Annotated in this window: 22 protein-coding genes and 1 tRNA gene; 12 read left to right on the forward strand and 11 right to left on the reverse strand. The window is 50.1% G+C overall.

Features of this window, described 5'->3' with window-relative positions:
* The first annotated feature begins 13 nt into the window (after positions 1-13).
* Together GS398_RS13875 and GS398_RS13880 are read left to right on the forward strand one after the other, a co-directional pair.
* Positions 14-1,612 (forward strand): RagB/SusD family nutrient uptake outer membrane protein, encoded by a 1,599-nt coding sequence (locus tag GS398_RS13875; RefSeq protein WP_202406069.1) that lies wholly within the window; start codon positions 14-16, stop codon positions 1,610-1,612.
* Positions 1,613-1,781: 169 nt separating this feature from the next.
* On the forward strand, positions 1,782-2,972 hold the full coding sequence (locus GS398_RS13880; RefSeq protein WP_160907396.1) for a winged helix-turn-helix domain-containing protein: 1,191 nt from the start codon (positions 1,782-1,784) through the stop codon (positions 2,970-2,972).
* A gap of 68 nt (positions 2,973-3,040) precedes the next feature.
* Here the strand turns inward: GS398_RS13880 and GS398_RS13885 are convergent, their stop codons facing one another.
* Entirely contained in the window at positions 3,041-3,508 is a 468-nt protein-coding gene (locus tag GS398_RS13885; protein WP_160907397.1) for a DUF5362 family protein, read from the reverse strand.
* Positions 3,509-3,740: 232 nt separating this feature from the next.
* Between GS398_RS13885 and ychF the strand changes: the two genes are divergently transcribed.
* From ychF to GS398_RS13905, 4 genes are all read left to right on the forward strand, one after another.
* Positions 3,741-4,841 carry a redox-regulated ATPase YchF gene (ychF, locus tag GS398_RS13890; RefSeq protein ID WP_160907398.1) on the forward strand — a complete coding sequence of 367 codons (1,101 nt, stop codon included), beginning with the start codon at positions 3,741-3,743 and terminating at the stop codon, positions 4,839-4,841.
* Positions 4,842-4,917: 76 nt separating this feature from the next.
* Positions 4,918-4,989 (forward strand) — tRNA-Arg (locus tag GS398_RS13895).
* 600 nt (positions 4,990-5,589) lie between these two features.
* The gene (locus GS398_RS13900; protein ID WP_160907399.1) at positions 5,590-6,420 is read left to right on the forward strand and encodes a hypothetical protein; all 831 of its coding nucleotides are present in this window, start codon (positions 5,590-5,592) and stop codon (positions 6,418-6,420) included.
* Positions 6,421-6,434: 14 nt separating this feature from the next.
* Positions 6,435-8,888 carry a bifunctional YncE family protein/alkaline phosphatase family protein gene (locus GS398_RS13905; RefSeq protein ID WP_160907400.1) on the forward strand — a complete coding sequence of 818 codons (2,454 nt, stop codon included), beginning with the start codon at positions 6,435-6,437 and terminating at the stop codon, positions 8,886-8,888.
* A gap of 172 nt (positions 8,889-9,060) precedes the next feature.
* On the opposite strand, the gene GS398_RS13910 is transcribed toward GS398_RS13905, so the two are convergent.
* Genes GS398_RS13910 through GS398_RS13920 form a run of 3 tightly spaced genes read right to left on the reverse strand, consistent with a single transcriptional unit; the run spans position 9,061 to position 11,522 of the window.
* Entirely contained in the window at positions 9,061-9,732 is a 672-nt protein-coding gene (locus GS398_RS13910) for a fibrobacter succinogenes major paralogous domain-containing protein (protein WP_160907401.1), read from the reverse strand.
* A gap of 16 nt (positions 9,733-9,748) precedes the next feature.
* The gene (locus tag GS398_RS13915) at positions 9,749-10,396 is read right to left on the reverse strand and encodes a hypothetical protein (protein WP_160907402.1); all 648 of its coding nucleotides are present in this window, start codon (positions 10,394-10,396) and stop codon (positions 9,749-9,751) included.
* 22 nt (positions 10,397-10,418) lie between these two features.
* On the reverse strand, positions 10,419-11,522 hold the full coding sequence (locus GS398_RS13920; protein WP_160907403.1) for a hypothetical protein: 1,104 nt from the start codon (positions 11,520-11,522) through the stop codon (positions 10,419-10,421).
* A 389-nt stretch (positions 11,523-11,911) separates the two neighbouring features.
* Between GS398_RS13920 and GS398_RS13925 the strand changes: the two genes are divergently transcribed.
* Entirely contained in the window at positions 11,912-12,178 is a 267-nt protein-coding gene (locus tag GS398_RS13925; protein WP_202406070.1) for a DUF3072 domain-containing protein, read from the forward strand.
* A gap of 18 nt (positions 12,179-12,196) precedes the next feature.
* Here GS398_RS13925 and GS398_RS13930 read toward each other — a convergent pair whose 3' ends face one another.
* From GS398_RS13930 to GS398_RS13940, 3 genes are all read right to left on the reverse strand, one after another.
* Positions 12,197-14,620, reverse strand: a complete 2,424-nt coding sequence (locus GS398_RS13930) for a TonB-dependent receptor (RefSeq protein ID WP_160907404.1) — start codon at positions 14,618-14,620, stop codon at positions 12,197-12,199.
* Positions 14,621-14,776: 156 nt separating this feature from the next.
* A complete protein-coding gene (locus tag GS398_RS13935; protein ID WP_160907405.1) occupies positions 14,777-15,112 on the reverse strand; it encodes a DUF3276 family protein in 336 nt (111 codons plus the stop codon).
* Positions 15,113-15,222: 110 nt separating this feature from the next.
* Positions 15,223-17,022: an ABC transporter ATP-binding protein gene (locus tag GS398_RS13940; RefSeq protein ID WP_160907406.1), complete on the reverse strand. Its 1,800-nt coding sequence runs from the start codon at positions 17,020-17,022 to the stop codon at positions 15,223-15,225.
* A gap of 44 nt (positions 17,023-17,066) precedes the next feature.
* Between GS398_RS13940 and GS398_RS13945 the strand changes: the two genes are divergently transcribed.
* The 5 genes from GS398_RS13945 to GS398_RS13965 all read left to right on the forward strand — a co-directional run bounded on the left by GS398_RS13945 (position 17,067) and on the right by GS398_RS13965 (position 22,397).
* Complete coding sequence (locus GS398_RS13945) at positions 17,067-18,167, forward strand: Glu/Leu/Phe/Val family dehydrogenase (RefSeq protein WP_160907407.1); 1,101 nt, start codon at positions 17,067-17,069, stop codon at positions 18,165-18,167.
* A 24-nt stretch (positions 18,168-18,191) separates the two neighbouring features.
* Positions 18,192-19,139 carry a transcription antitermination factor NusB gene (nusB, locus tag GS398_RS13950; RefSeq protein WP_160907408.1) on the forward strand — a complete coding sequence of 316 codons (948 nt, stop codon included), beginning with the start codon at positions 18,192-18,194 and terminating at the stop codon, positions 19,137-19,139.
* Between the two features lie 8 nt (positions 19,140-19,147).
* The gene (locus tag GS398_RS13955; protein ID WP_160907409.1) at positions 19,148-19,612 is read left to right on the forward strand and encodes a DUF1573 domain-containing protein; all 465 of its coding nucleotides are present in this window, start codon (positions 19,148-19,150) and stop codon (positions 19,610-19,612) included.
* An 18-nt stretch (positions 19,613-19,630) separates the two neighbouring features.
* Positions 19,631-19,918: a preprotein translocase subunit YajC gene (gene yajC / locus GS398_RS13960; protein ID WP_160907410.1), complete on the forward strand. Its 288-nt coding sequence runs from the start codon at positions 19,631-19,633 to the stop codon at positions 19,916-19,918.
* 112 nt (positions 19,919-20,030) lie between these two features.
* Positions 20,031-22,397 (forward strand): endonuclease MutS2, encoded by a 2,367-nt coding sequence (locus GS398_RS13965; RefSeq protein ID WP_160907411.1) that lies wholly within the window; start codon positions 20,031-20,033, stop codon positions 22,395-22,397.
* A gap of 17 nt (positions 22,398-22,414) precedes the next feature.
* Here the strand turns inward: GS398_RS13965 and GS398_RS13970 are convergent, their stop codons facing one another.
* From GS398_RS13970 to GS398_RS13985, 4 genes are read right to left on the reverse strand one after another with little or no spacing between them, the layout of a single operon-like run.
* Positions 22,415-23,203 carry a PhzF family phenazine biosynthesis protein gene (locus tag GS398_RS13970; RefSeq protein WP_160907412.1) on the reverse strand — a complete coding sequence of 263 codons (789 nt, stop codon included), beginning with the start codon at positions 23,201-23,203 and terminating at the stop codon, positions 22,415-22,417.
* 49 nt (positions 23,204-23,252) lie between these two features.
* Positions 23,253-23,903, reverse strand: a complete 651-nt coding sequence (locus tag GS398_RS13975; RefSeq protein WP_160907413.1) for an ATP-binding cassette domain-containing protein — start codon at positions 23,901-23,903, stop codon at positions 23,253-23,255.
* Complete coding sequence (locus GS398_RS13980; protein WP_160907414.1) at positions 23,896-24,198, reverse strand: hypothetical protein; 303 nt, start codon at positions 24,196-24,198, stop codon at positions 23,896-23,898. Before GS398_RS13980 ends, GS398_RS13975 begins: the two co-directional genes overlap by 8 nt.
* Positions 24,185-25,660 (reverse strand): hypothetical protein, encoded by a 1,476-nt coding sequence (locus GS398_RS13985; RefSeq protein ID WP_160907415.1) that lies wholly within the window; start codon positions 25,658-25,660, stop codon positions 24,185-24,187. Before GS398_RS13985 ends, GS398_RS13980 begins: the two co-directional genes overlap by 14 nt.
* Between the last annotated feature and the right edge of the window lie 36 nt (positions 25,661-25,696).

Below are 25,696 nucleotides of genomic sequence, written 5' to 3' on the forward strand. Positions count from 1 at the left end.
TAAACGAAAAGATATGAAGAAGTTCATCCACCTATTTATCCTCACGGGACTGATGACCGCTGCGGGATGTACTAAGCTCGATGTTGACGTAGAATCTCAATATACACCGGATAATTTTCCCACCACCCCAGAGGCGTTTATCGCGGCAAGCGGACCGATTTACACCAATTTGCGTTCCATTTATGCCGTAGAATACTGGCGCATGCAGGAGCTCTCGACGGATGAAGCCATCATCCCGGCGAGGGACGGCAACTACGACGACGGCGGGCAATACCGTTTCCTGCACCTGCATACCTGGAGCCCCGACCATCCCAATGTGAAGTCGAACTGGGAATGGGGTTTCGGCGGTATTAATACCTGTAACCGCATCCTGAAGCTGTTTGAAGCTGCGCCTGAAAGTGCCACCAAAGCATCGTACCTGGCCGAGATCCGCACCATGCGCGCGCTGTATTATTTCTTTATGATGGACCTTTACGGGAACGTGCCGATCACCACCACCTTTGGAACCACCGAACCGCCAAAAACCGCTAAACGCGCCGAGGTGTTCGCCTTCATAGAAAGCGAGCTGAAGGCGGTATATCCTAAGCTTACCACTACCGTAAATATGACCACCTACGGAAGAGCGACCAAGTGGCTGGCCTTCGCACTGTTAGAAAAATTGTACCTGAACGCCGAGTATTATACCGGCACACCAAAGTATAGCGAAACCGTTGCCTTTGCAGACAGTATCCTGAACGGTGCCAAAAGCATCTATTCGCTGGATGCAGATTACCTGACCGTTTTTGCCCCCGAAAATGGCCCGCAGATTAAGGAAACCATCTTCGCTATTCCTTACGACCCGAACCTGGCGGAAGGAAACCAGTTTAGCCGCTTCGGCCTTCATACCTCCATTCAAACCAAGTACAGCCTGCCGTTCCGTCCAAGTATCGCGCTAAGCACCATCGCTTCGTTCTACCAGAAATTTAACCTGGCAAACGACGTTCGTAATACCACCTGGCTGGCCGGCAAACAATTCGAATTTAACGGCACGCCGATCACGATCGCTACCACCAAGAAAGGGCTGGATGCTTCTTATACCGGCACCGATGGCGGAGCGGCGATTGTATGGCAACTGGACTTTACGCCTGAAATGCCGTTGGTAAAGGTTGCAACAATGGACGTTGGTAACGATGAGCTTGGGAAAGCACGCGGCGTACGTTCCATTAAATACTATCCCGATAAAAATTCCAACCCAAGCACCCGTCACCAGGGTAATGACGTGCCTGTTTTCCGGCTTGCCGACGTGATGATGATGAAAGCCGAGGCCATTCTGCGCGGCGCCGCTGCCACAACGGTAAACGGCGAACTGCAAACACCGGTGGTGCTGGTAAACAAGATCCGTACCCGTGCGAAAGCCCCCGTAGTAGCCGCTATTACCCTTCCGGAGCTCCTGGAAGAACGGGCCCGTGAATTTGCCTGGGAAGCCTGGAGAAGGAACGACCTGATCCGTTTCGGGCAGTTCGAGGCAGCCTGGGGTTTCAAAACAAATACAGAAACGTTCAGGAGGATCTACCCGGTACCTACCAGCGAACGCGCACTAAACCCGAACCTGGAACAGAATACGGGGTATTAGGTATTAGCCTTCAGCTATCAGCTATCAGCTGTCAGCCTTCAGCTATCAGCTGTCAGCCGTCAGGTATCAGCTATCAGCCACCAGCTCTTTATCCTGCGATAAATGTGCTGGTGGCTGGGCTGTTTATGGGATTGGGAATTGGATCGCGTTTTTTCTTATTTTGCCTTCCATGCAGCCACTCATCTTTTCGCGATCGCAGGCCAGGAGGATTATTTTGCAGGCGTCCGGGCTCGCCCGTTACGGGCAATTTGGAACGGGTATAGATGCGGTATACCAGGTGATCGATCACCTCGGATTCGTTCAGATCGACACCAATTATGTGGTCGAACGCGCCCATCACCACACCATCGCCGCGCGGGTGCCTGGATATCGACCGGAATGGCTGGGGGAATTAGAAGCTGATGGCCGCGTATTTGAGTTCTTTACTTCCGACGCCGGCTACCTGCCGATGAACGATTTTCGATTCTCCCTCCCTGTTAAAGAGGGTTTTGCCACCAATAGAAAACCCCTCACTTCCGCCGAAAGCCGGTTGATGAGCCAGGTGCTCGACCGCGTAGAACGCGAAGGCCCGCTGATGGTAAGCGACTTTGAGAACGACCGGGTAGAAGCCGGTTCGGGTTGGTGGGACTGGCGGCCTTCGAAGGTGGCGCTCGAGCGCTTGTATGTCGACGGCAGGCTGATGATCACCCGCAGGAAAGATTTCCGCAAGGTTTACGACCTGCCGGCAAACCTGGTCCCCGACGACATCGACCTTACCATGCCTGCGCCGGCAGAATTTGCGCGGTTCATCATCCGGCGTACCTTAAGGGCCCTCGGCATGGCCTGTGTAAAGGAAATGGCCTGGCGGGCTCGTCGCGTAAAAGGCAACCTGGTAAAAACGGAACTGGAGAAAATGGTGGCCGAAGGCGAAGTACGCACCGTTACCGTAGAGGGCTTAAAAAGTGCACCGCTCTACATGCTCGCCAGCCAAAATACAGAAGCTGAGCTCTCCGGCGACGCTTTTATTCTTTCCCCGTTTGATGTGCTGAATGTTTTTCGTCACCGCTTGCGCGACTTTTTTAATTTCGACTATCAAATTGAATGCTTCGTGCCCCAGCCGAAGCGGAAATATGGCTATTTCTCACTGCCCATATTGGTGGGCGATACTTTTGTTGCGCGGATGGACGCCAAAGCCGACCGTAAAGCAAAGGTATTGATCGTACATAACCTGCACTTCGAGGCGGTAATGCTTAACGACGATGCGACCGAAAAGATTATTGCAGCCCTCAAATCATTCATCCTGTTTAACCAATGCCGCGACCTGGTTATTAAAAGATCGAACCGGGAAGATTACGTTAAAAAGGTGATGGCTGGTTTCTGACGAAGCGATCGTCGGCCCGCACGGCGCCAGGCCATACGGGAAGATAGTCTTCCTGCGGTTACAGGTAGTTATTTCGGCATTCCGCCGAAAGCGGATAAAAACGCCGACAGGATATTCAATGCGACGATAACGATCACCAGGATGCCGCAGAATTTAAAATATGACTTGAGTTTGGAAAAGGCCGTGTTGAGCTGCTCTTCTGTGCTGAAGTTGATGCCTTCCTTCGCATTTTTGGCGAATAAAAACAGGTGTACAGACGGGATAAGGCACATAAAAGCCATCAGCAGGTAAAAGAACCCGAGCACCTGCGGACCAGATATCACCTGCGACAGGGCAGGATTGGACTTGCTCATGACCTCGAAAGCCTGGCCGGATGCCAGCGACGACAAGATCATGATCACCGACACCAGGAACCCGAAAATAGCCAGCACCCTGGCCCATTTCGCAGCTTCGTATACATAATACTGCATTTCTTCGGTAAACTTTACCGGCGGATATTCCGTTTCCGCCTCTTCCTGCCCGTTATTTTCGTCCATATTGGCTTCAAATTTATTTTTTAAAGTTATAAAAACTACTGCATATTGAATTTTATCTTTGCCGGCGACATGACTGGCGGCTATTGGCCGATAGCAGAGGGACGTGCATATTCCGCTGAATTGTGACGGAATATGTGTATTAGACCACCGCTAAGGTCCATAGGTAACAGCATTACAAACTACTAACAAGCTATTAGCCAGCAGCTACCGGCCAAGAGCTATAAAAAGAATCATGGGATTACAATGCGGAATAGTTGGTTTGCCCAACGTGGGAAAATCGACACTTTTTAACTGTTTATCGAATGCAAAGGCGCAGGCGGCTAATTTTCCGTTTTGCACCATCGAGCCGAACGTAGGCGTGATCACCGTGCCGGACGACCGGCTGAATAAACTGACCGAACTGGTAAAGCCCAGGAACGTAGTACCGAATACCATCGAGATCGTTGATATTGCCGGGTTGGTTAAAGGCGCCAGTAAGGGCGAGGGTCTTGGCAACCAGTTCCTGGGGAATATTCGTGCCACTAACGCCATTATCCACGTGCTGCGTTGTTTTGATGATGGAAATGTGATCCACGTTGACGGCTCTGTGGACCCGATCCGCGACAAAGAGATCATCGATACCGAGCTCCAGCTAAAAGACCTGGATACCGTAGATAAACGGATCCAGAAGGTGGAGAAAATGGCCAAGACCGGCGGCGACAAAGCGGCTAAACGTACATTTGATATTTTAACCGTAGTAAAAGCGCACCTGGAAGCGGGTAAATCGGTGCGAAGCGCTCCCATTTCTCCCGGGGATTTTGAATTTATCGCCGAGCTGAGCCTGCTCACCGCCAAGCCAGTATTATATGTTTGTAACGTAGACGAAGCTTCGGTAAATACCGGCAACGCTTACGTAGAACAGGTAAGAGCCCTGGCGAAGGAAGAAAACGCCGAGGTATTGGTGATCTCTGCCAGGATCGAGTCTGAAATTGCGGAGCTGGAAAGTTATGAAGAGCGCCAGATGTTCCTTGATGACCTCGGCCTGGAAGAATCGGGCGTAAATAAGCTCATCATAGCGGCTTACAAGATCCTCGATCTGTATACTTACTTTACCGCCGGCGTGCAGGAAGTGCGTGCATGGACGATCACCAGGGGATTTACCGCACCACAGGCGGCTGGTGTGATCCACACGGATTTCGAAAAAGGATTTATCCGCGCGGAGGTGATCAAGTATGAGGATTTCGTCAGGCTTGGCTCAGAAGCAGCATGCAAAGAAGCCGGGAAGCTGAGTGTAGAAGGAAAAACCTATGTAGTAGAAGACGGCGATATTATGCATTTCAGGTTTAACGTGTAGCTATCAGTGTAGTTGAAAAAAAGCTGAAGCGATAGCTGATAGCTGACAGCTTTTTATTAAGTTTGCCACATCCAATGCACCCGTAGTTCAACGGATAGAATTATGGTTTCCGGTACCATCGATAGGGGTTCGAATCCCTTCGGGTGCACCCCAAAGGGACATCACCTTTTTTGGAAGGTTTTTGTCCCTTATTTTTTGCAAAAAACGATCCCCGTAATATTAAACAGGATAAGTCCGATCGAGCTGAATTGCTGGGGAGCTATTAGCTTTCAGCTATCAGCAATCAGCTTTGATTACACTGTCAAACCTGGAATACTACTCAGGAAGAGCTCAACATCAATTATTTATCTTATCAGGTATACTTTACAGGCTGAATGCTGATAGTGACAGCCAAATCTACTCCCCAGAATTCAGCTTGATCCGAGACGATAATTATCCTTTCTTCCCTGCGGGAGGAGACAGGATTTCATTACAAATAAGTAACTTGTTTTTATTAAGTTACTTCAGTAAGACAGGGATTTTATCCTCCTTGGGAGGAGGTGCCGAAGGCGGAGGAGGACAACATATCCCGATCCCCAATTATTTTGCCTGGTTTATTGCGGCCGGAACATCTTCAGTGGCATTGTATGTCGGCGGCAAATTCTATTGGGATGGCTTAACGAGTACCAAGTATTATCTTAACATTAACATAATATTTACCTAAGCTGCAAGCGGTAACTTAGCTCTCTGAACTTAGAACTGGTCTTAAATGAGAATAAGCATTTTATGCATTTTAATCACCCTGTGCAGCGGGCATGCTATTGCGCAAATGCCGTCTTCCTCAAGGTTATCAGAAACAGCCGCCGGTTCGCCGCAGCCGTTTTTATTTTCAGTAACTACTCTTTCAGAAAGCGGGAGAGTATGGAGCTTAGCTTACTCCGGCAGCTATGGCGAACGCACGTTCGGACCGTTTGGATATGATGGATTGGGGCAGCAGCTTGCAATTAAAGGATATCTCGGTAAACGGTTCACTCTTTGGGCCAGCGTGGCAGCAGGATTTCCACATTCCGGAAAAATAACGAGTGCACAACAGGCAGAAATCATACGCGATTTGGTTGGAGGTAAAAAACAGTCGGGCCCAAGATTGGGATTGAGTTTTGGAGTGAGCCGTGACTGGGAGAACGTTAAATCCGTGTCAAGCAGGATAACGGCCTCTTTTGATGCGGCCAAATGGCGGTTCGGCGGAAATATGCGTTTTGAAAAGTCATTTAATGCCTCGCGCGACAAAATTGATTTTACTACCAGCGCCGGTTTCCATCACAGTATCGGGAAAACGGTATACGGTGGAATTGAGGCAGTTGGCCAGGACCTCGAAGGCTTTTGGGAGGAAGATGAAGCGGAAGGAGGGGCCAGGCTTTTTATCGGCCCATCTGTCAATATCGTCCCCGGAAGTTCGCGATTCGGATTCTCAGCGTGCGGCGGCCCGGTCTTTTATGCAACACGCAGCAACGCGGTCCCTTCACAGGCATTGAGGGACTTAAGTTTAAAGAACGGCTACACTGTAAGAGCGATGGTCTCTTTCAACCTGCAGGGAAATTAATAAAGTTATACGATATGAAAAACAGTTGGAAGCTTTACATAGTTGCCGTACTAGCCGGGTTAACCGGCGGGGCAGTGGCACAAACTCCGGGAAAAATAAAGGAAACCGGGCAGGTTATTCTTCCAAACGGTTGGAAAATAAGTCCCGCCGGCCGTTCGCTACCACTTGGCGACCTTCCTTTAAATATGCAATTGAGCGCATCGGGCACGTTGCTTGCCGTAACCAACAACGGGCAGAGCACACAATCGCTGCAACTGATAGATCCGCGAAGTGAAAAACTGTTAGATGAGAGAGAACTGGGTAAGTCATGGTACGGCCTGGCCTTCAGCAGGGATGAAAAAGACCTGTACGTTTCCGGAGGCAACGACAACTGGATACTCGATTTTTCTATACAATCCGGCAAGATCGGAAAGGCTGATACCATAAAACTGGGAGCCCCGTGGCCGAAAAGCAAGATCTGCCCGACCGGCATTGCAGTAAACAGGGCTAACACCCGGTTATTTGCAGTGACTAAGGAAGATAGTGCCCTGTATATTATAAACCCTTCTACTAAACAGGTGCTGAATAAAGTCGCGCTGCCGTCAATAGCTTACTCATGTTTACTCTCTCCTGATGAAAAGATCCTTTACATATCCCTCTGGGATGGCCGTAAAGTAGCGCTTGTAAATACAGCGACAGCAACAATTGTGAAAACAATAGCTACGGGCGACCATCCGAACGAACTCTTGCTGAACAAAAAAGGCACGTGGCTTTTTATCGCCAACGCCAATGACAACACCGTTTCCGTGGTGAACACCACAACCCATAAAGTGATAGAAACGGTTACTACAACCCTTTACCCAACTACATTAACCGGGTCGACTACAAATGGCCTGGCACTTTCTGCCGACGAAAAGACCTTGTATATCGCTAATGCCGACAATAACTGCCTGGCGGTTTTTGACGTTTCGAAGCCCGGCAGCAGCCAGAGCCGCGGGTTTATCCCGGTTGGATGGTATCCTACCAATGTAAAAACCCTGTTGGGAAAGATACTGGTCACTAACGGCAAGGGCCTCACCTCACTTGCCAATCCGCTCGGCCCGCAACCCGTACTCAAAAGCGATGATACCGGCATCCATGTCGGCGCCACGGTGAACAGCAGGCTCCAGTATATTGGCGGGCTGTTTAAAGGATCGATGTCTTTTATCGATACTCCCAGGCCGGAGGAAATGAAGGTTTACACAAATCAGGTGTATGCGAATACCCCGTTCACCACGAAAAGGACCCTGCAGGCCGATGGCGAACCCGGGAACCCGGTACCCAGAAAACCGGGAGAGAAATCACCTATAAAGCACGTATTTTATATAATCAAGGAGAACCGCACGTATGACCAGGTGCTGGGCGACATCCCGGAAGGGAACGGTGATACTTCACTCTGTATTTTCGGTGAAAAAGTAACGCCAAACCAACATGCGCTGGCTAAAAGCTTTATTTTATTAGACAATTTTTACGTAGATGCCGAAGTAAGCGCCGACGGCCACAACTGGAGCATGGCAGCCTATGCCACGGACGTGATCGAAAAAACATGGCCCTCTACCTATAGCAGCCGCGGCGGGTCCACCAGTTATGAAGGAGGGAGGCCGGCCACTTATCCCAAGGGAGGCTTCATATGGGATTATTGCAAGCGTGCAGGGATCACCTACCGCAGTTATGGCGAGTTCGGACAGATGGGCAAAGCCAATATAAAATCGCTCGAAGGGCATATGGCGCCGCATTCGCCCGGGTTTAATATGGATATTTTGGACCAGGTACGCGCCGATGCCTGGATCCATGATTTCGATTCCCTGCTGGCTATTAACCAGGTGCCCCAATTCAGCACTATCCGCATTTCAAACGATCATACCAGCGGTCAGGCGAAGGGAAAGTATTCACCCATCGCTTCAGTTGCCGATAACGACCTTGCCGTGGGCCGTATGATAGAGCATCTTTCCAAAAGCTCCCTGTGGGGCACTTCCGTTGTATTTATCCTCGAAGACGATGCCCAAAACGGCCCTGATCATGTGGATGCGCATCGGTCACCCGCTTACGTGGTTGGCCCGTATGTGAAGCGAAACGCCGTGATCCATGAAATGTATTCCACTTCTGGTTTCCTGCGTACCATGGAGCTTATCCTGGGCCTCCCGCCCATGAGCCAGTATGATGCAGGCGCATTGCCCTTATTTGAATGCTTTACCTCTAAACCCGATCTCGCGCCTTTTATCGCCACGCCGGCACTTGTAGACATTAACCAGCGTAACGTGGCCGTTAATAAAAGCAGTATGCGCTCAGATCTGTTCAACTTTGCCAAGGAAGACGATGTTCCCGACCTGGAGCTGAATGAAGTGGTTTGGAAATCGGTAAAAGGTGAAAACTCGGCTATGCCGGCGCCCCGACGGGCCGCATTCGTGATCCTGGAGAAAAAAAAGAAAAAGGATGCGGACGACGATTAAAAGAGTAACTCATCAAAGTGAAGACCTTCCGGCGAACATTCATTTCGGAACAAAAGATGATAAATTACCGGATCGGCAACATTACCGGGCCGGGTGGTCATTGTGAGCATGGGATATCCGCGGGCGACCTTTCTGCGAACGGGCGACATTTGAAACCGAATTTTTTGCCGGTTTATTCCTTGATACACCTGACTGAAAAACCATAGGTATAGTAGCTTTTATCGCGGTCCACATCCGCAAATGACCCGAAGATCCTTGGGCTCCACGCAAAAAGCTCGAAGCTTCGTGTAGCCGCCCACCAGTAACCATTGCTTTTCAACGTATGGAAAGACCCGTCGATGCCTGAGCGGTAGCCGCCCGGCAGCGCGTCGAAACCACTGTCGCCACTGGCGTTAGAGCCCGCATCAATCCAATGTGCCGCGCCTGCTTCCTTCAGTCCCGACGCGGCTATGGTATCGCCTTTTAGGTAAGTAATGAGTTCTGCAATATCTTCCTGGGAAGGAACTCGCCAGCCTGCCGGCGCAATGCCGCGTACGTCGTTCACAGCGAGCCAATTATAAAGATGCCCGTAAGTTTTACCGTTTTCCCGTTCATTAAAATAATCGCACCATGCACCGTCTTCCGCCTTGCGCCATGCCTCATTAGCCGGAAGCTGGAGTATCGCGCTGCCGTCCCGGTAATGGGTCACCCGTAGGTTTTCAGCCATCCAAAGCTGGTTTCCGATCCGAACCGTGCGATAGGTATTCCCGTCGACATCCGATACCGTATTTGCGGGCCTGCAGGAGAAAAAGAACATCGTTGCAATGCCAGTGACGATTAGCAGTATGCGCGTTATTAAGAACATATTAATGGTTTGCAGATCAATGTGTATCAAATACTTCAAATGAACCGTTTTTAGAATAGTAAATGCGCACGCGGTTCTCGAAATCGTAGAGGTTCACGGCGTTAGACCGGAGTATCAGCGACCGGATAGCCGGCCTTACAATATCGATCCTGCCTGGCGGCTCAACAGATAAACCCACATGAAGATTAGCCGTCCCGTTGGCGACCGGTCCCGGAGCCACCCAATGGCTTAACTTGTTGCCCTGCATGGAGATGATCACCAGGTTAATTTTATCGCCGTTCTTTAACAAAAGGGCGTAATCGGCCAAACCGTCGTCGTTAAAATCGGCAATCGCCTGATAGGGAATCTCGTCCCGGTCATAGAACGACCACCAGCTGACCGCATATTCCGCAGTGTCAACTAATGCCGATCCAGGCAATTGCCCGTGGATGTAAAACAATATATCATTGGGTAAAGTATGGCGTCGCCGATGAATGATCGAATCTCCGGCGCCGTTTTGATTCAACTGGTCCGCTCTTTGGCAGGATGCCATAAATATTAACAGTAGCCATACCGCAAGTTCTGGTCCGCGCACGGTTAACCGATTAAAATAAAGCCGCCGGTAGCCGGTCGCCTGCTGGTGACCGGCTACCGGCGGTTTATGCCAACTGTCAATTATCCACATGTTTTTAATTAATCAGTTAATATTACCATGAGCCGTTGGCAGCGGTATAGGTCTGCCCGTTTACTTTAGTAGTGCACGACGCCGTGCGTACATGCTGTACGTTGGGATGTGAACCGGATACGGTTCCCCCGTTGACTTTCGTGTTGGTGGCATCCTCCAGGAAGATCCCGTGGCTGGTGTTGTTGGCTATATCGACCGTTGTGACCGTGGTACCGTTGCTTCCTGATACGCTAAAAAAGCCCCGGCCACTGTTGCGGGAATAAACCTTCGCACAAGTAACATTCGGACCATTGTTGTTTGCCACCCTGAAAGTAGCGTAACCCCCGCCGTTGCAATTATAGTTGCCTGTCACTGTTCCCACCGAACCATTTTTAGACTGGTTAAGCAACACGCCGCAACCGAAATTATTACTTGAGGTAACGTTACCGATACTGAATCCGTCGAGTCCGTAGGTCTCTATTGACATATCGCCGCCGGTAATATTGATCGTTCCGCTGATCGTGAGATTACTGGTTGCAGCGGTGCTGTGGTCTACCCGAATCCCCAAACCATATTGGCCTGACCCGTTGGTAAGGTTCATAGTGATGTTACTGATGGCCATATTGGTACATCCTTTGAACCAGATTCCATACCTTGGATTGCCTGACACCTGGAGGTTCTTTACCTCGATCTGGGTTTTCCTGTCAGCCTGCACCGGTACAATCAGCAGGTCGTTACTATTACAGGTAAATGTAGTATTGCTGAAATCGATGCCGGTATAGCTCGGCAGGTTTACAGCTTTAACCGAGCCCCCGGAATTGCCGGAGCTTCCCGAGTTTTTCACCACCACCCACTCTTTGGCGGTCCTGCCGGAAGTGAGGTTATTACAGGCGGCCTGGATAGCTGCAATATAATCGGTACCGGTATACTTTGTTACGCCGTTCACTTTGGCGATGTAATTGCTGCCGGATTTAGTTACCTCCGCAGACGAGGCAGAAATAGTCCCGGTCCCTTTCCGGGAAGACACTGTTTCTCCGGATGATCCGGGTGGCGGAAGGTTTTCCTTTTTGCAGCTTTGCACAATTACCAGGGAGATAAGCATCGCGATTGCAGTCGCTATGCCTTTAAAGAATGTTAGTTTTTTCATCCTTCTTAAGTTTAAGGGTTAATAATTGACGTTAGTTAGTAATTGTACGATTGACACGTATTAAAGTTTCCACAATATTAAGAACGGCCTGTCTGCGCTGCAAAATATCCCTGGCTGATGCTCGTACACGGTATTCACCCGTTTTACGGCAGCTGAAAAGGGTGTGCTCTAATAATATGGTGGCTTTATCGTGCGGTCACCCGGTTCACCCTGGTCACGCATTATGTGACCTGCCAGGTATGCTCAGCGCGGCCCGGACACCAAAGCGAGGCAGAATTCCCCGTGCACACAGGGCAGGTTGCACAGGCTGGACCAGGCTTCAACTATTCTTCATTTTTTTAAACATAATGAACCGGCTGTTGTTACTAAATATATTAGCATAAACTATTATGAAAAGTAACGACCAGGAAGAAAAACTTTTTCAGCGAGATGAAACCGGTATGGGTTCGACCGAAATTAAAGGCTCAAATACGATTAAAGATCCCGACGACTGGACGACCGGCGACGAACGGATGACGGGGGCCCAGCATTCATATCTCACCACATTATGTGCCGAGGCCGGGGAAGAGTTCGATGAGAATCTTACAAAAGCGGAGGCATCAAAAAGGATCGATGAATTACAGCATAAAACCGGGCGAGGATTGGAAAACGGATAACATTTGCCATGCCAAAAGCTAATTTCCCGTCCGCTCGTTCTCCTTATCGAGCGCCGACTCACGTTTTTTCTGGCCGTCCACTTTACCGCTGGCAAACTTATAGGTAAAATTTAAACGGAGCTGCCGGCTTTCGTAATAACCGTAGTTGCTGTATTTGAAACCTGAGAAGTTTTGCGTCGACAATGTCCGGGTTCCTTTATAAAGATCGCTGATCGCCAATCGTAACAATGCGTTTTTACTGAGCGGCCGCTGAAGTCCTAAATCCAGGCGGCCATTGGCGCGGCTGATGGTATTTGCTCCGCCAAGACGACGGGTATTGTACGCGCCGGAAATTTCGCCGGTTAGTTTCCAGGGAAACCTGAGTGTTGCCGAGCCGTTAAGACGTGCCGCCCAGCGGCTAAGGTTCAAATTGGCGAAATCTGCGGGGGAAATGTCGTTATGCAGGTAGTAACCAAGTCCGTTTAAGGAAACATCGAGCCAGGAAACAGGATGGATGTTCTGCGCGATATTGAGCGACAGGTTATCCTGTATCCCCAGGTTTTTAGTGACCATTACAATTTTATTCAGGCCGAGCGTGTCCGTCACGTTTGCGCTGAACCTGTTTGTACGGCTCACCGCGAAGGTGACGAACGTTGCGCTCCGGAACCCGTATTGCAGTGATAAGCGATGCGTAGATTGCGGTTTCAGGAACGGGTTTCCTTGCCAGAATGACAATTCATCCAACAAGTATACGAAGGGATTAAGTTCCTGGTAAGCAGGCCGGCTTATGCGTTTGTTATAGCTGATCGACCAGCTATGGCCTTTTGCCGGGGCGAACGAGAAACTTAAAAATGGAAAGAAATTGCTATAGTCCTGTTTAATAGCCTGCCGGGACCCGGAGCCGTTGTTTATGAAACTGAGAACGCCGTCAGAATTGGTATTTTCAAATCGTACGCCCGCATCGACCGACAATTTACCGAGTTTTTTTCCATAGTTGAGGTAGGCGGCGGCGATCCGTTCCTTAAACGTAAAATAATTGGAGCGCTGTTCATCTAAACTATCCGCTGCCGCCATTAAGATGTGGTAGAAACGGCCATCATTACCGGAATTAACCTGCGAATATTTACCGCCAAGCTCCAGTTTGCCTTTCCACAAATTGTCTCCGTAGTCGGCCTTTACGCCAAATAAACGGATATCGATCGCATTTAGCGTGCGATACCGGTTTTGAGCGGTGATCGTATTTTGGTTGTCGAGGTACCTGTTATCCTGCAGGTTGCCATTTGATTTTTTAAAGCATCCGTGGTCGGCGTCGATGCTAAAGGATCGGCCGGATTTGCCCTCGAAACGGTAGTTCACGTTGTTGTTATAGCGCCGGGTCTTTTGGGAATAATAATCGTTAAGCGCTAAAAGGGTCTGTCTTAAATTGGCGGAAACGGGATCCGTGACCTGCGTTCGCGTATCCGTGATACCGCCACCGAGAATAAAATTTGCTGTAGTTAAAAAGCCGATCGTGTTTTTAGCGTTAAGCTGAACGTCGGCGCCAAGGCGTCCATTCATTCTTTGCCTCTTATCAATATCTTCTGTATAGCTATTGAAGCGCGTGCCGGATTGGAGCCTGTCTGACCCATATTCATAATTATAATTGCCGAGATTTTGATTGTAGCCCCCGTAAACGGTCACTTTCTCTTTACGGTAGGTAATGTTCCCGTCCGCCTGGTGTTTAACGGATATTCCGTAAGAGAGCCCGGTGGATAGGGTTGCGGTTAAGCCTTTCTGCAGATTTTTATTCGTGCGCAGGTTAATGATGCCGGCCGAGCCTTCGGCATCGTACCGGGCGCCGGGTGTGGTGATCAGCTCAACCGTTTTTAACTGCGATGACGGCATAGATCGCAGCAGGTCGATCACTTCCTTGGCAGACAGGTAGGTAGGCTTACCGTCGAGGTAAATTAACGCACCCTGTTTTCCGTTAAGGCTGATGCTGGTTTCATTATCCACGTCAACACCTGGCATTTTTTTTAGCAGTTCAAGCGCTGTCATGCCCTGGGAAGTGATGTTCTTATCGACATTAAAGATCAGGTTGCCGCCTTTTATTTCAAGCGCGTCCTGTTTGGCGCGAACCGAAATTTCTTTGAGGTTCTTTGTGGCCGGTTTTAACTGGATAATACCGGGGTCGTAATCGGATGCCTTAAAAAATCCGGATCGGTATGAATGATAATTGAGGAACTCGATTAGTACGCTTAACTGTCCTGAACCACCTGCATCGAGCGAAAAAAGGCCGGTGCTGTCGGTCACCGTTTTTTGTAAAATCTTTTTCTCTAAATTGATGAGGGATACGGTGGCAAGATATAATGGCTGGCCGTGCTCGTCGACGACCTTACCTGCTATTTTACTCTTCGTGGGTTGTGCGGATGCAAATCGGAAAAGAAAAACCGGCAAAATAATGAGCAGCAGGTATTTAGTCATCCGCATAAACGTAAGGTATAAAGCTAGTAAAATTAAATGACTGCGAAATTTTACGGGGTGCGTGGACATGCCCGGTGCAAGGCAGTTTTACACATGGGCTCATAAAAAAACCATCCTTTATGGGGATGGTTCCTTACTACCAGTAACAGGTTTTTATTAAATATCGAAAGAGAAGTCGTCGGCAATGGATTTTGCGGTAACTTCAGCGTGGTTATCCGTGTATTCGTACCGCTTTTCTACAACTTCCTGGTGTGCCTTAATGTAATCAACCGTGTCTTTTAACCCTTCTGCGAATTTTTCGAAGTCCTCTTTATACAAAAAGATCTTATGTTTTACAAATACGCCATCTTCCAGTCTTTTCTTGCTTTCGGTGACGGTGATGTAGTAGTCATTTGATCTTGTTGATTTAACATCGAAAAAATAAGTACGCTTCCCAGCTCTTACCTTTTTTGAAAAAACCTCTTCTCTCTCTTTGTTTTCAAAATCGCCCATTTTCAGTTATCAGTTTTGGTTGCGGTAAATATAATAGAAACTTTTTTAAAGATGCAAGGAATGGAATACAATAAAAAGACCGTGATGCCACAGCGAGCCGGTATAAGGGGCTATTCTTTACCGGTTTCCCCGCTGCCCTCGAGCAGCTGCTTTTCGTAAAGGTCGGCATAAACGCCCTGCGCATTCATCAATACGTGGTGGGTGCCTTCTTCCACTACCCGGCCGGCTTCGAGCACGATGATGTGGTCGGCATTTTTGATGGTGGAAACGCGGTGAGCGATGATGATACTGGTTTTACCGGCCATATTGCGGCCGAGGTGGCTAAGGATCTCCTCTTCCGTGCTGGTATCTACGGCCGAGAGGCAATCGTCGAAAATGAGCAATTTCGGTTCTTTCACCAATGCACGGGCAATAGAAACGCGTTGTTTCTGGCCTCCTGAAAGTGTTACGCCACGTTCGCCGGTAACGGTTTCAAAACCATGCTCAAAACCCATGATGTTCTGGTAAACAGCGGCATCTTTTGCGGCCCGCTCTATTTGCTCCCGCGAAGCGTCGGGTGACCCGAAAGAGATATTATTAGAGATGGTGTCGGAAAAGAGGAAAACATCCTGCGGCACAAATCCCACCTGGCTGCGGTAGTGGTTCAGGTCGAGCTGCCCGATGGGATGACCGTCTACCAGGATCGCCCCGGAACTGGCATCGTACATCCTCAGCGCCAGATCGGCAATGGTCGATTTCCCGGAGCCCGTTCTGCCGATGATGGCAAGCAACTCGCCCGGTTTTACCTTGAATGATACATTTTTGAGGGCAGTAATGCCGGTTCCCCCATAGGTGAAGCTCACATCCCGGAACTCGATCCCGCCTCGCAGCGGTACGGTTAAGGCGTTTGCCGGCGACTGGATCTCGGGCACAGTTTGAAGAAACTCATTGATGCGTTTCTGCGATGCCGCCGCCCGCTGGATCAGCGACGTTACCCAACCCAGCATCGTAACCGGGAAGGTAAGCATGGTTACGTATACTATAAATTCGGCGATATTGCCGGCCGTGATCGTGCCGTTCATCACCTCGATACCACCTACGTATACGGTGATGATGGTGCTTAGCCCCACCAGCAGCAGCATCAGTGGAAAAAACAGCGCCTGTACTTTGGCCAGCGCCAAGGAATGTTCCTTGTAGTGATTGCTTTCTTCCGCAAACTTGCTGCGGATATACTCCTCGCGCACGTACGATTTCACTACGCGGATGCCGGAGAATGTTTCCTGCACGAAGCTCGAAAGCCCCGACAATTGCTGCTGGATGCGCTCGCTCCGGTGGTTAATCATGTTGTTTACGTAATAAATGGTAACCGCCAGCAGGGGAAGCGGCAGCACACAGTAAAAAGCCAGTTTAGCGTTTACGCTGATCATGAAATAGATCGTCATCAGGAACAGCACCGCCGTATTGCTGGTGTACATAATGCCCGGCCCCAGGTACATGCGTACGCGGCTTACGTCTTCGCTCACGCGGTTCATCATGTCGCCGGTATTGTTGCGGCGGTAGAACGACATCGACAGGTGCTGGTAATGCGCATACAATTCGTTCTTAAGGTCGTATTCTATATGGCGCGACATAAGGATAATGGTCTGCCGCATCAAAAAGAGAAAGATGCCGCGCAGGATCGCCATAAAGATCACCGTGGCGCCAAATAGCAGCAGGCTTTGCCCGAAGATCTTGTAAACCAGCTGCTGCCTGGCAAATCCTTCGAAAAGATGGTACATGGCAATATTTTCCTGCACCAGCTCAAAGGCCATGCGAATGATCTGCGCAGGAAGCACGGCAAATAAATTGGAAATTACAACAAAAATAATCCCCGGAATTAACCGCCACCGGTATTTGTAGAGGAACTTATTCAGGTAGGAGAGGTGTTTCATTGGAATGCGGTAAAAGTACGTGATTATTATTATTTTTGACCCACATGTCCGATTTCAGTCAAGATAATGCCGCGATCTTTTCCCAGCTGACCCGTTTTGGTCACCAGGAAGTGGTTTTTTGTAACGATGAAGACACGGGGCTGCGGGCCATCATCGCCATTCACGATACCACCCTCGGCCCTGCGCTGGGCGGTACCCGCATGTGGCAGTATAAGTCGGAAGCGGAAGCCCTGCAGGATGTGTTGAGGCTATCCCGTACCATGACCCTTAAAGCGGCTATCAGCGGCTTAAACCTGGGCGGCGGGCAAGCGGTGATCATCGGCGATAGCCGCGGACATAAAACCGAAGCGATGATGCGTCGTTTCGGCCGGTTCATTCAAAACCTTAACGGATCTTTTATCACCGCCGAAGACCTCGGCACCAACCTGCGCGATATGGAATTTATCCGCATGGAAACCAGTTTCGTTACGGGCGTACCGGAATCGATAGGCGGTAGCGGAGACCCCGCACCGGTTACCGCGCGCGGCGTGTTTATGGGAATTAAAGCCTGTGTGCGCGAAATGTTCGGGTCAGACGACCTCGCAGGACGCTCCGTTGCCGTACAGGGAGTGGGCCACGTGGGCGAGAACCTGGTGCGAATGCTGCGCGAAGAGAACGCCAGGGTGTATGTGAGCGACATCAACGACGAAAGACCGGGCCGTGTGGCGAAGCGATATGGCGCCGAAGCGATCTCTAATAATGCACTTTTCGATATCGAGTTCGATGTTTACGCGCCTTGCGCGTTCGGCGCGACCGTAAATACCGATACCATCCGGAAAATGAAATGCGCCATCATCGCCGGGTCGGCCAATAACCAGCTCGCCGACGAGAAGAAACATGGTAAGATGCTGCTGGACAAAGGGATCATTTACGCGCCCGATTACCTCATTAACGCCGGCGGAATGATCAATTGCTATTCAGAAATTGCCGGCTACAACAAAAAGCGCACCATGCAGCTCACCGAAAATATCTATGAAGCAACCCGTTCTGTGCTTAGAAAATCCAGGGAGGAGCATATTCCTGCCAACGAAGCCGCAGATATTATTGCATTAAAAAGAATATCCGATATAAAAAAGATAAAGGGTTCTTATATTTGCGGCAAATAAAAAAAATCGTTCTTATCAATTTCTATGTTAAACAGAAGGCACCTCAGGGTTAAAGTGTTGCAGGTACTATACGCATACCACCAGTCGGAAAATAAACAAGTAAAAACATTTGAGAAAAGCCTGTTACAAAGCGTAGACGAAGTTTACCAGATGTACATTTGGGTGCTCTCGCTGCTGATCGAAACTGCAGACTACGTAGTTACCGATGCCGATGAGCGCGCAAATAAGTACCTTCCTTCCGAAGGCGACCTCAACGCAAACCTGGCGCTCCATAACAACAAGTTCATTAACGCCTTACGTACAAATCCTGAATATTTAGCGGGTTTTAAGAAGTACAAGGTTTCCTGGTCGTTCGACCCGGAGATCGTACGCACCGTTTTCAGCACCCTCAGGGCCATGCCCGAATACGGCGAATACCTGGTACAGGAAGACCGCTCCATCCGCGCGGAAAAGGATATCATCAAGGTGATCTTTAAGAAGATCATTCTCAAAAACCCGGTGATCGAGCAGGTATTCGAAGAGAAGTTCATCAACTGGCCGGTAGATAAGGAAGTGCTCCAGGCGCTGATCGCCAAAACGTTCAAGAACTTCAGCAGCGAAAATCCCAAAGAGAACAAGCTGGCTGAACTTTGCCCTAACTGGGAAGAAGACCGGCAGTTTATTGTCGACCTGTTTAACCGGTGCGTGGCTTTCGATTCGGAATACCAGGCCCTCATCGCGCAGAAAACAAAGAACTGGGAGTCTGATCGCATCGCGATGATCGATACTTTACTCATGAAAATGGCCGTTACGGAACTGGTGCATTTCTCGTCGATCCCGGTTAAAGTAACCATTAACGAGTACATAGAGATCTCGAAAGAGTTCAGCACGCCCAAGAGCAATACGTTTATAAATGGTATTTTAGACAAAATTTACGCGGAACTGAAAGCGGAAGGCAAGGTCCGTAAATTTGGAAGAGGATTATTAGAATAATTAATCATATGAACAAGTTCATTTATATTTTGACTGCAGCGGCACTTGCTGCAGGATGCAGCGGAAACAAATCGGCAACCAGCCAGGATTCTACGGCGGCAACGGTCGTAGCGAGCACGGATACTTCGCAGGTAGCGCCAAACCCGGATGCAGCGATCATGGAGTTCGAGAACGTGAAATACGACTTCGGAAAGATCAAAGAAGGTGAGAAAATATCGTACACCTTTAAGTTTAAGAACTCCGGGAAATCTCCGCTGATCATTACCAACGCTACCGCCACCTGCGGCTGCACCACGCCGACTTACCCGCACGAGCCGATCGTTCCGGGCGCTACCGGCAATATCGACGTGACGTTTAACAGCACCGGCAAAAGCGGTATGCAGGACAAAGTGATCACCGTTACTTCGAACGCCAGCCCTGCAGTTAACGAGGTCCATTTAACCGGCGAGGTTACCGCAAAAAGTACAAATTAATAGTGTAAGCAAACAAATATGAACCCAAACATGACCTCGATGCTCACCTTAGGGATGATCATCTTAGTGTTTTACTTTTTTATGATACGCCCCCAGATGAAAAAGGCAAAGGATCACAAGAAGTATATTGACGAATTAACAAAAGGCTCGCGCGTGATCACCACCGCAGGCATCCATGGCAAAATTGTTGATATGAACGACACCACCTTCCTGATTGAAACCGAAGGCGGGGGTAAGATCCGTTTCGATAAATCTGCCGTATCCCTGGATGCTTCCAAAGCGTTGAATACGCCGGCAAAAGTTTAATACGTTCGACGTTAGACGTTGTACTTTCTGCGTCCCTGCATTGACGCCAGGCTGCGCCATACTAAAAGAGGGATAGAAACGTACAACGTCAACGAATAACGTTCAACCCTGCATGACATACCCCGAAAACGCCCTCGATAAACTCGGTTTTACCGAGGTCAAAGCCCTTATCAGGTCCCAGTGCCTCAGTGAAATGGGCCGGGAAATGGCCGACAGGATCAGGCCGATGTCTAACTTCGAGCAGATCAACAAGTTCCTGCGGCAGGCAGACGAGTGTAAGAATATCCTGGAGAATGATTCTCCGCTTCCCATCCAGAACTTTTATAACATCGAACAGCTGGCGCGAAAAGCCAGGGTAGAAGGCTCTTTTTTAACCGAAGACGAGTTCTTCCGCTTGCTGGTTTCGCTCACTACCGTATTCGCGGTGATCGCTTATTTTAACGACCGGGAAGGATTGTACCCAAACCTCGAAGCTTTATTTGAGCATCTTCCCGTAGAAAAGAAGATCATCCGGCAGATCGAACAGGTGATAGACCCCAGGGGAAAGATCCGGCCGAACGCATCGAAAGAGCTGCAGGAGATCATCTCGGCCATTGCCAAAGCAGAGCAGGAGGCAAGGAAGAAGATCAGCCAGGTGTTTAACCAGGCACGTGAAAACGGCTGGGTGGCCGATGGCGGCTTAACCGTGCGCGATGGCCGCTTGTGTATCCCGGTGCTCGCCGAAAATAAACGCAAGCTTAAGGGATTTATCCATGATGAATCAGCTTCCGGGCAAACCGTGTACCTTGAGCCCGAAGAAGTTTTCAGGCTGAACAACCAGGTACGCGACCTGGAGTTCGATCTTCGCCGCGAAACTATCAGGATCCTTACCGCGCTAACTACCGAGCTCCGCCCGTATGTGCCCCTGCTGGAATCATACCACGGCTTATTGGCGAAACTGGATTTTGTGCGTGCAAAAGCCCTTTTTGCGCTGGAAGTGGAAGGCGCAATGCCTGAGCTGCTCACAGACCAAACGCTTAACCTAGTAAACGCGCGTCACCCGTTGCTGCTGCTGGCCATGAAGAAACACCAGCAGGCTGTTGTGCCGCTTAACGTACGGATCGACCAGGGGCAGCGCATTGTGGTTGTTTCGGGGCCTAATGCCGGCGGAAAATCCGTATGCATGAAAACGGTCGGCCTGCTGCAGGTAATGGTGCAGGCAGGCTTGTTGATCCCTGCAGACAGTGCTTCGAAAGTCGGCGTTTTCAGGCAGATCTTTGCGGATATCGGCGATGACCAGTCTATTGAAAGCGATTTGAGTACTTATAGCGCTCACTTGTCAAAAATGAAGTATTTCGTACAGCATGCAGATGCGCGGACGATGGTGCTTATCGACGAGTTCGGTACCGGCACCGACCCTCAATTTGGCGGCCCGATGGCCGAAGCGGTACTGGAAGCGCTCAATAAAAAGAAGATCCGCGGGGTGATCACTACGCATTATTCTAACCTCAAGATCTTCGCCAATGCGGCAGAAGGCATCGAAAATGCCTCGATGCTGTTCGATTCGGTAGGCTTGCGCCCGATGTATATCCTTGAAACCGGTAAGCCGGGGAGCTCTTACGCATTCGAGATCGCCCAAAAGATCGGGTTGCCCAACGAAGTGCTCGAATCTGCGAAAAGCAAGATCGGGGAACACCAGAAACGGGTCGACTCGATGCTGATCGATCTTGAGCGCGACAAAAAGCTCCTGGTAGAATCCCGCGCGGAAATGCAGAAACAGGAACGCCGCGTAAAAGCGCTGATCGACGAAAACGAGAAGCTTAAAGCTTACCTGGAAGAGAATAAGAAGGGCATTTTAAAAGCAGCGAAACAGGAAGCGCAGCAGATCATCCAGGGAGCGAACAAGCTGATCGAAAACACTATTTCCGGGATCCGCGAAAGCAAAGCCGATCAGCAAATAACCCGGGACCTCCGCGAAAATCTCCGCCAGGAGATGAAAAAGAACGAAGTGAAGGAAGCGCCGAAGCTCGCGATAGCCGCGCAGCCGGCGGAAGAGCTCGCGCAGGGCGACTGGGTAAAACTAACGGATTCTGACACCATAGGCCAGGTAATAGACCTCCATAAAGACAACGTGGTACTGGCCATCGGCGACCTGCGTTCGGTGGTAAAGCGCAAACGCGTGCAAAAGATCACCATGAAAGAGGTGCCGAAGGAAGTGCGCAAATCGTCGTCTACGCTGAGCGCCGATTCCATCGCACAGTTTAAGCCCGAGCTTGATGTGAGGGGTATGCGCGGGGAAGAAGCGCTTTACGAGATCGAGAAGCTGCTAGATCGCGCTTTAATGATGGGTTTCCCAAGCCTCAGGATCATTCATGGAAAAGGCGATGGCATTCTCCGCAAGCTGATCCGCGACTACCTGAGAAAGTATTCGCATGTAAAACGCATAGAAGACGAGCACGCAGACCGCGGAGGCGACGGAATTACTTATGTTTATATGTAATTAGGGTTAAAACGTCCTCATACATAGATTTCCCCCTTCAAATACGTTACCGCATTCCCGGCCATAGTTACCCGGTCACCTTTAAGCGCACACCACAATTCGCCTCTGCGTGCCGAAACCTGGAAAGCGTGTAATTCGGTCTTTCCCAGCTTCTCCGCCCAGTAGGGAATGAGGTTGCAATGTGCCGAGCCTGTAACCGGGTCTTCGTTAATCCCGGCACCGGGTGCAAAGAAGCGAGAAACGAAGTCGCTCGATCTGCCCGGCGCCGTCGCGATAACGCCCACGGTATTTACCTTGCTTAGCAGGTTAAAATCGGGCTTCAGGTTAACGATGTCGTCCTCCGACTCGTACACCAGCATATAATCACGTGATTTTAGTATTTCAAGGGGCCGTTTGGCGCCCATCGCTTCCAGGAGGAATTCGGGCGCTTCGGCTTTTTCCGCCACGCGCGACGGGAAATTGAGGCTGTACTTGTCGCCTTCCCGCGTAACGGTAAGCGTGCCCGCTTTAAGGGTATGAAAGTGGATGGTATCGCGGTTATAGCCGAGCGCCGTAAAAAGAATGTGTGCACTCGCCAGCGTGGCGTGTCCGCACAGGTCGATCTCGTATTCAGGGGTGAACCAGCGCAGTTCGAAGTCGTTTCCCTGGTGAATAAAAAATGCGGTTTCCGCCAGGTTGTTTTCGGCGGCGATCTTTTGCATTTGAGGAGCTGGCAGCCATTCGTCGAGCGGACAGATAGCCGCCGGGTTACCACCAAATAAATGACTGGTAAATGCATCAGCCTGGTAAATTGCGATCGTTTTCATGACGCAAAATACGATGGCGAAGGTCATCTTCCGTTATTCAATTGTAAATTTAACGGAAGTCGGGGATGTACTGGTAGCGCACCAGTTCGGCTTCTTCCCTGATGGGGTACACCGCCTGGTTGTGAAGCAGCAAGATGCGGGTGCTTACTTCCATCAGCGGGCGGTAATTATGATCGGTGAGCACAACCGCTTTAGTTACCGCCGCCCGGCGGATCAGCTCCTGCAGCATTTCTACATGGATCGGGGAAACGCCCATAAACGGCTCGTCGAGCAGGATGTATGTAGCAGGCCGTGATACGATCCAGCTGGTTTCCAGCATTTTTAGCTCCCCGCCCGAAAGGTCGCCCACTGTTTTGTCCTTGCAACTGTCAAGTATACGCTCAATACCGGTGCCCGCGATCAATGACCGGCGGATCTTTGGAAGAACATCCGGTACCTTTAAAAACGACGGGAAGAAGCTATCCTGCGGCAAATAAGCGACTTCCTGGCTCTTGAAAGCCCGGTTTACGATCTTGTCATCAATCCGCAGGTGTTTGAAATCGGCTTTCAGCGATCCGAAGATGATCTTTAGCAGGCTCGACTTCCCGGACCCGTTTCTGCCCAGGAGGCCGACAATCTCGCCGGGACGGCAGGACAGGTAACAACCTGAAAGGACGCTTTTGCCCGAAAAACTCAGGGTTACGCTGTCGATGTTAAGCATGGGTGAACAGTTGGAGGAGCCAGGCGATTAGCAGGAATAGCAGGAAGTCGGCCGGGACCAGCTTGATAAAAAGAGCACCCGTACTGCTTCCCAGGTTAAGAAAGTAATACTTATTCCGGCTGCTGAAAATAAGCGAGACGGAGTAGACGGCCGGGTAGATTACCAGTTTCGTAACGGTAGCCAGCAGGAGGCCGGCGCCCATGAACACCACCCATCCCGCAATATTACCCACCAGTAACCAGGCCCAGTAAAGCTTGATAAAGTCGCGGTAAACTGGGTTTTTAATTCCTTTCATAGATCGCTATTTGATAGCCCGGGTAGGTGTTGCTTATTTTTAGGCCAGCCAGCCGTACGTTTTGCCTGATAAACCCGTCTTTGATGATGTGGAAGCCGGGATATACTTCCGGCTCGAGCCTGCCGGAGTAACTTTGCTGCACCATTAAAAAGCGAACGGCGGTATCGGAAGGTATTTGCTCACCTGAGTAAGCGATAATAACACGGTCCGACCGGTCCAGGCAATACGGCCAGAGACCGCTGGTAATACTGATCTTTTCTCCCTGCCTGATCTTTCTTTGCAGGCTTTCGAACTCATCCCGGAAATAGGATGCGGTAACAAACCGGTCGCGCGCAGCGGCAAAAACAGCCACCCGGCGGATAAAACCTGTGGCGTTAACGGCGAGCAGGACGATAAGCAGCCATTGCGCAATACCATGCCTCCCGGTTAACCGAACCCCTTCGCCTGTATTAACGTACCAAACAAAAATGATAAAGAACACCGGTGGCGTAAGCACGTACAGGTTGTAAGACATGGGCATGCTCCTGAAGGAGAAGTAGCACACCACCGCAACCAGCAGGGTGAGAGGAAAGATAACCCGGTATTTCTTTTTCCTGAGCAGTGCGCTCAGCGCGATCACAAGCGCCGCAAAAAAAGACACCACGCTTAAAGGGTTGAGCGTAAAAAGGTGGTTGGTTTTAAACCCGCCTAACAAGCTTTCTTCATAACGGTGGAAGATCACGTTCCGTGAATGTGCGACCATGGCGGTAACCAGCTCGCTGATCTTGTAGGGGTAAAAAACCGCGAAAAGCAGGAAGACGAAGGCTGCGCCCGCCATCGTTTCGAAGACGGTCCGTAACGTGAGCTCTTCCCGGTACAGGAGGACGCACCACATCATGGGCAAAAGGTAAAACGTCGATATCGGTGAGGTGATGGCGGTAAGCCCGGTAAGGACGCCGTTAAACAGGTTTCTCTTTCGCGAACCAGGATATAAGTTATTGAGAATGAACAGCGAGATGAACAGCTTACATAAGATCTCGGGCCTGCCCGGCGAGATTCCCTGGAAACTAAACAAAGCGGTTAGCCAAACGGCTGAAAATAACGCTGTTATCCAGGTGCCCCGGTGCCTGCTTTTAGGGATGTACCGGTACAGGCTGAGCAGCAGCACGGCAACGGTAAGCGTGTCCAATAGGGTTAACGTGGCGGCAAGGCTATTTAAATGGGAGGGAAGCATGCCCGACACCAGGGCTATTACACAGGGAAAAAGCGGTGGATAGAATAAGAAATTACCAGGCGTTGTACTCACGCCGCCATCATAGAAAGGGTTGACCAGCGCATGCGTATGGCGAATGAAATAACCTGCCGGCACAAAACACGAAGAATCGATGGAAAATAAGGGATAACCGTTATAAGCAAATACGAACGTGATCGCGGTAGCTGCTATGAACAGGGAGAAGAGCAGCCGGGGAATGCTTAGGGTCATATGACGCAAAATACAGCAATGGCTGGAAATTGCATA

The organism is Hufsiella ginkgonis (assembly GCF_009834915.1).
Taxonomy (GTDB): Bacteria; Bacteroidota; Bacteroidia; order Sphingobacteriales; family Sphingobacteriaceae; genus Hufsiella; species Hufsiella ginkgonis.

Bases quoted from the DNA above. Each gene is read 5' to 3' on its own strand.
- GS398_RS13935 (WP_160907405.1), bottom strand. From the start codon at position 15,112: ATGGGCGATTTTGAAAACAAAGAGAGAGAAGAGGTTTTTTCAAAAAAG.
- GS398_RS13945 (WP_160907407.1), top strand. From the start codon at position 17,067: ATGTCCGATTTCAGTCAAGATAATGCCGCGATCTTTTCCCAGCTGACC.
- GS398_RS13955 (WP_160907409.1), top strand. From the start codon at position 19,148: ATGAACAAGTTCATTTATATTTTGACTGCAGCGGCACTTGCTGCAGGA.
- GS398_RS13920 (WP_160907403.1), bottom strand. From the start codon at position 11,522: ATGAAAAAACTAACATTCTTTAAAGGCATAGCGACTGCAATCGCGATG.
- ychF (WP_160907398.1), top strand. From the start codon at position 3,741: ATGGGATTACAATGCGGAATAGTTGGTTTGCCCAACGTGGGAAAATCG.
- GS398_RS13975 (WP_160907413.1), bottom strand. From the start codon at position 23,903: ATGCTTAACATCGACAGCGTAACCCTGAGTTTTTCGGGCAAAAGCGTC.
- GS398_RS13915 (WP_160907402.1), bottom strand. From the start codon at position 10,396: ATGTGGATAATTGACAGTTGGCATAAACCGCCGGTAGCCGGTCACCAG.
- GS398_RS13970 (WP_160907412.1), bottom strand. From the start codon at position 23,203: ATGAAAACGATCGCAATTTACCAGGCTGATGCATTTACCAGTCATTTA.
- GS398_RS13910 (WP_160907401.1), bottom strand. From the start codon at position 9,732: ATGTTCTTAATAACGCGCATACTGCTAATCGTCACTGGCATTGCAACG.
- GS398_RS13930 (WP_160907404.1), bottom strand. From the start codon at position 14,620: ATGACTAAATACCTGCTGCTCATTATTTTGCCGGTTTTTCTTTTCCGA.
- GS398_RS13900 (WP_160907399.1), top strand. From the start codon at position 5,590: ATGAGAATAAGCATTTTATGCATTTTAATCACCCTGTGCAGCGGGCAT.
- GS398_RS13885 (WP_160907397.1), bottom strand. From the start codon at position 3,508: ATGGACGAAAATAACGGGCAGGAAGAGGCGGAAACGGAATATCCGCCG.
- nusB (WP_160907408.1), top strand. From the start codon at position 18,192: ATGTTAAACAGAAGGCACCTCAGGGTTAAAGTGTTGCAGGTACTATAC.
- yajC (WP_160907410.1), top strand. From the start codon at position 19,631: ATGAACCCAAACATGACCTCGATGCTCACCTTAGGGATGATCATCTTA.
- GS398_RS13925 (WP_202406070.1), top strand. From the start codon at position 11,912: ATGAAAAGTAACGACCAGGAAGAAAAACTTTTTCAGCGAGATGAAACC.
- GS398_RS13985 (WP_160907415.1), bottom strand. From the start codon at position 25,660: ATGACCCTAAGCATTCCCCGGCTGCTCTTCTCCCTGTTCATAGCAGCT.
- GS398_RS13940 (WP_160907406.1), bottom strand. From the start codon at position 17,022: ATGAAACACCTCTCCTACCTGAATAAGTTCCTCTACAAATACCGGTGG.
- GS398_RS13880 (WP_160907396.1), top strand. From the start codon at position 1,782: ATGCAGCCACTCATCTTTTCGCGATCGCAGGCCAGGAGGATTATTTTG.
- GS398_RS13875 (WP_202406069.1), top strand. From the start codon at position 14: ATGAAGAAGTTCATCCACCTATTTATCCTCACGGGACTGATGACCGCT.
- GS398_RS13965 (WP_160907411.1), top strand. From the start codon at position 20,031: ATGACATACCCCGAAAACGCCCTCGATAAACTCGGTTTTACCGAGGTC.
- GS398_RS13980 (WP_160907414.1), bottom strand. From the start codon at position 24,198: ATGAAAGGAATTAAAAACCCAGTTTACCGCGACTTTATCAAGCTTTAC.
- GS398_RS13905 (WP_160907400.1), top strand. From the start codon at position 6,435: ATGAAAAACAGTTGGAAGCTTTACATAGTTGCCGTACTAGCCGGGTTA.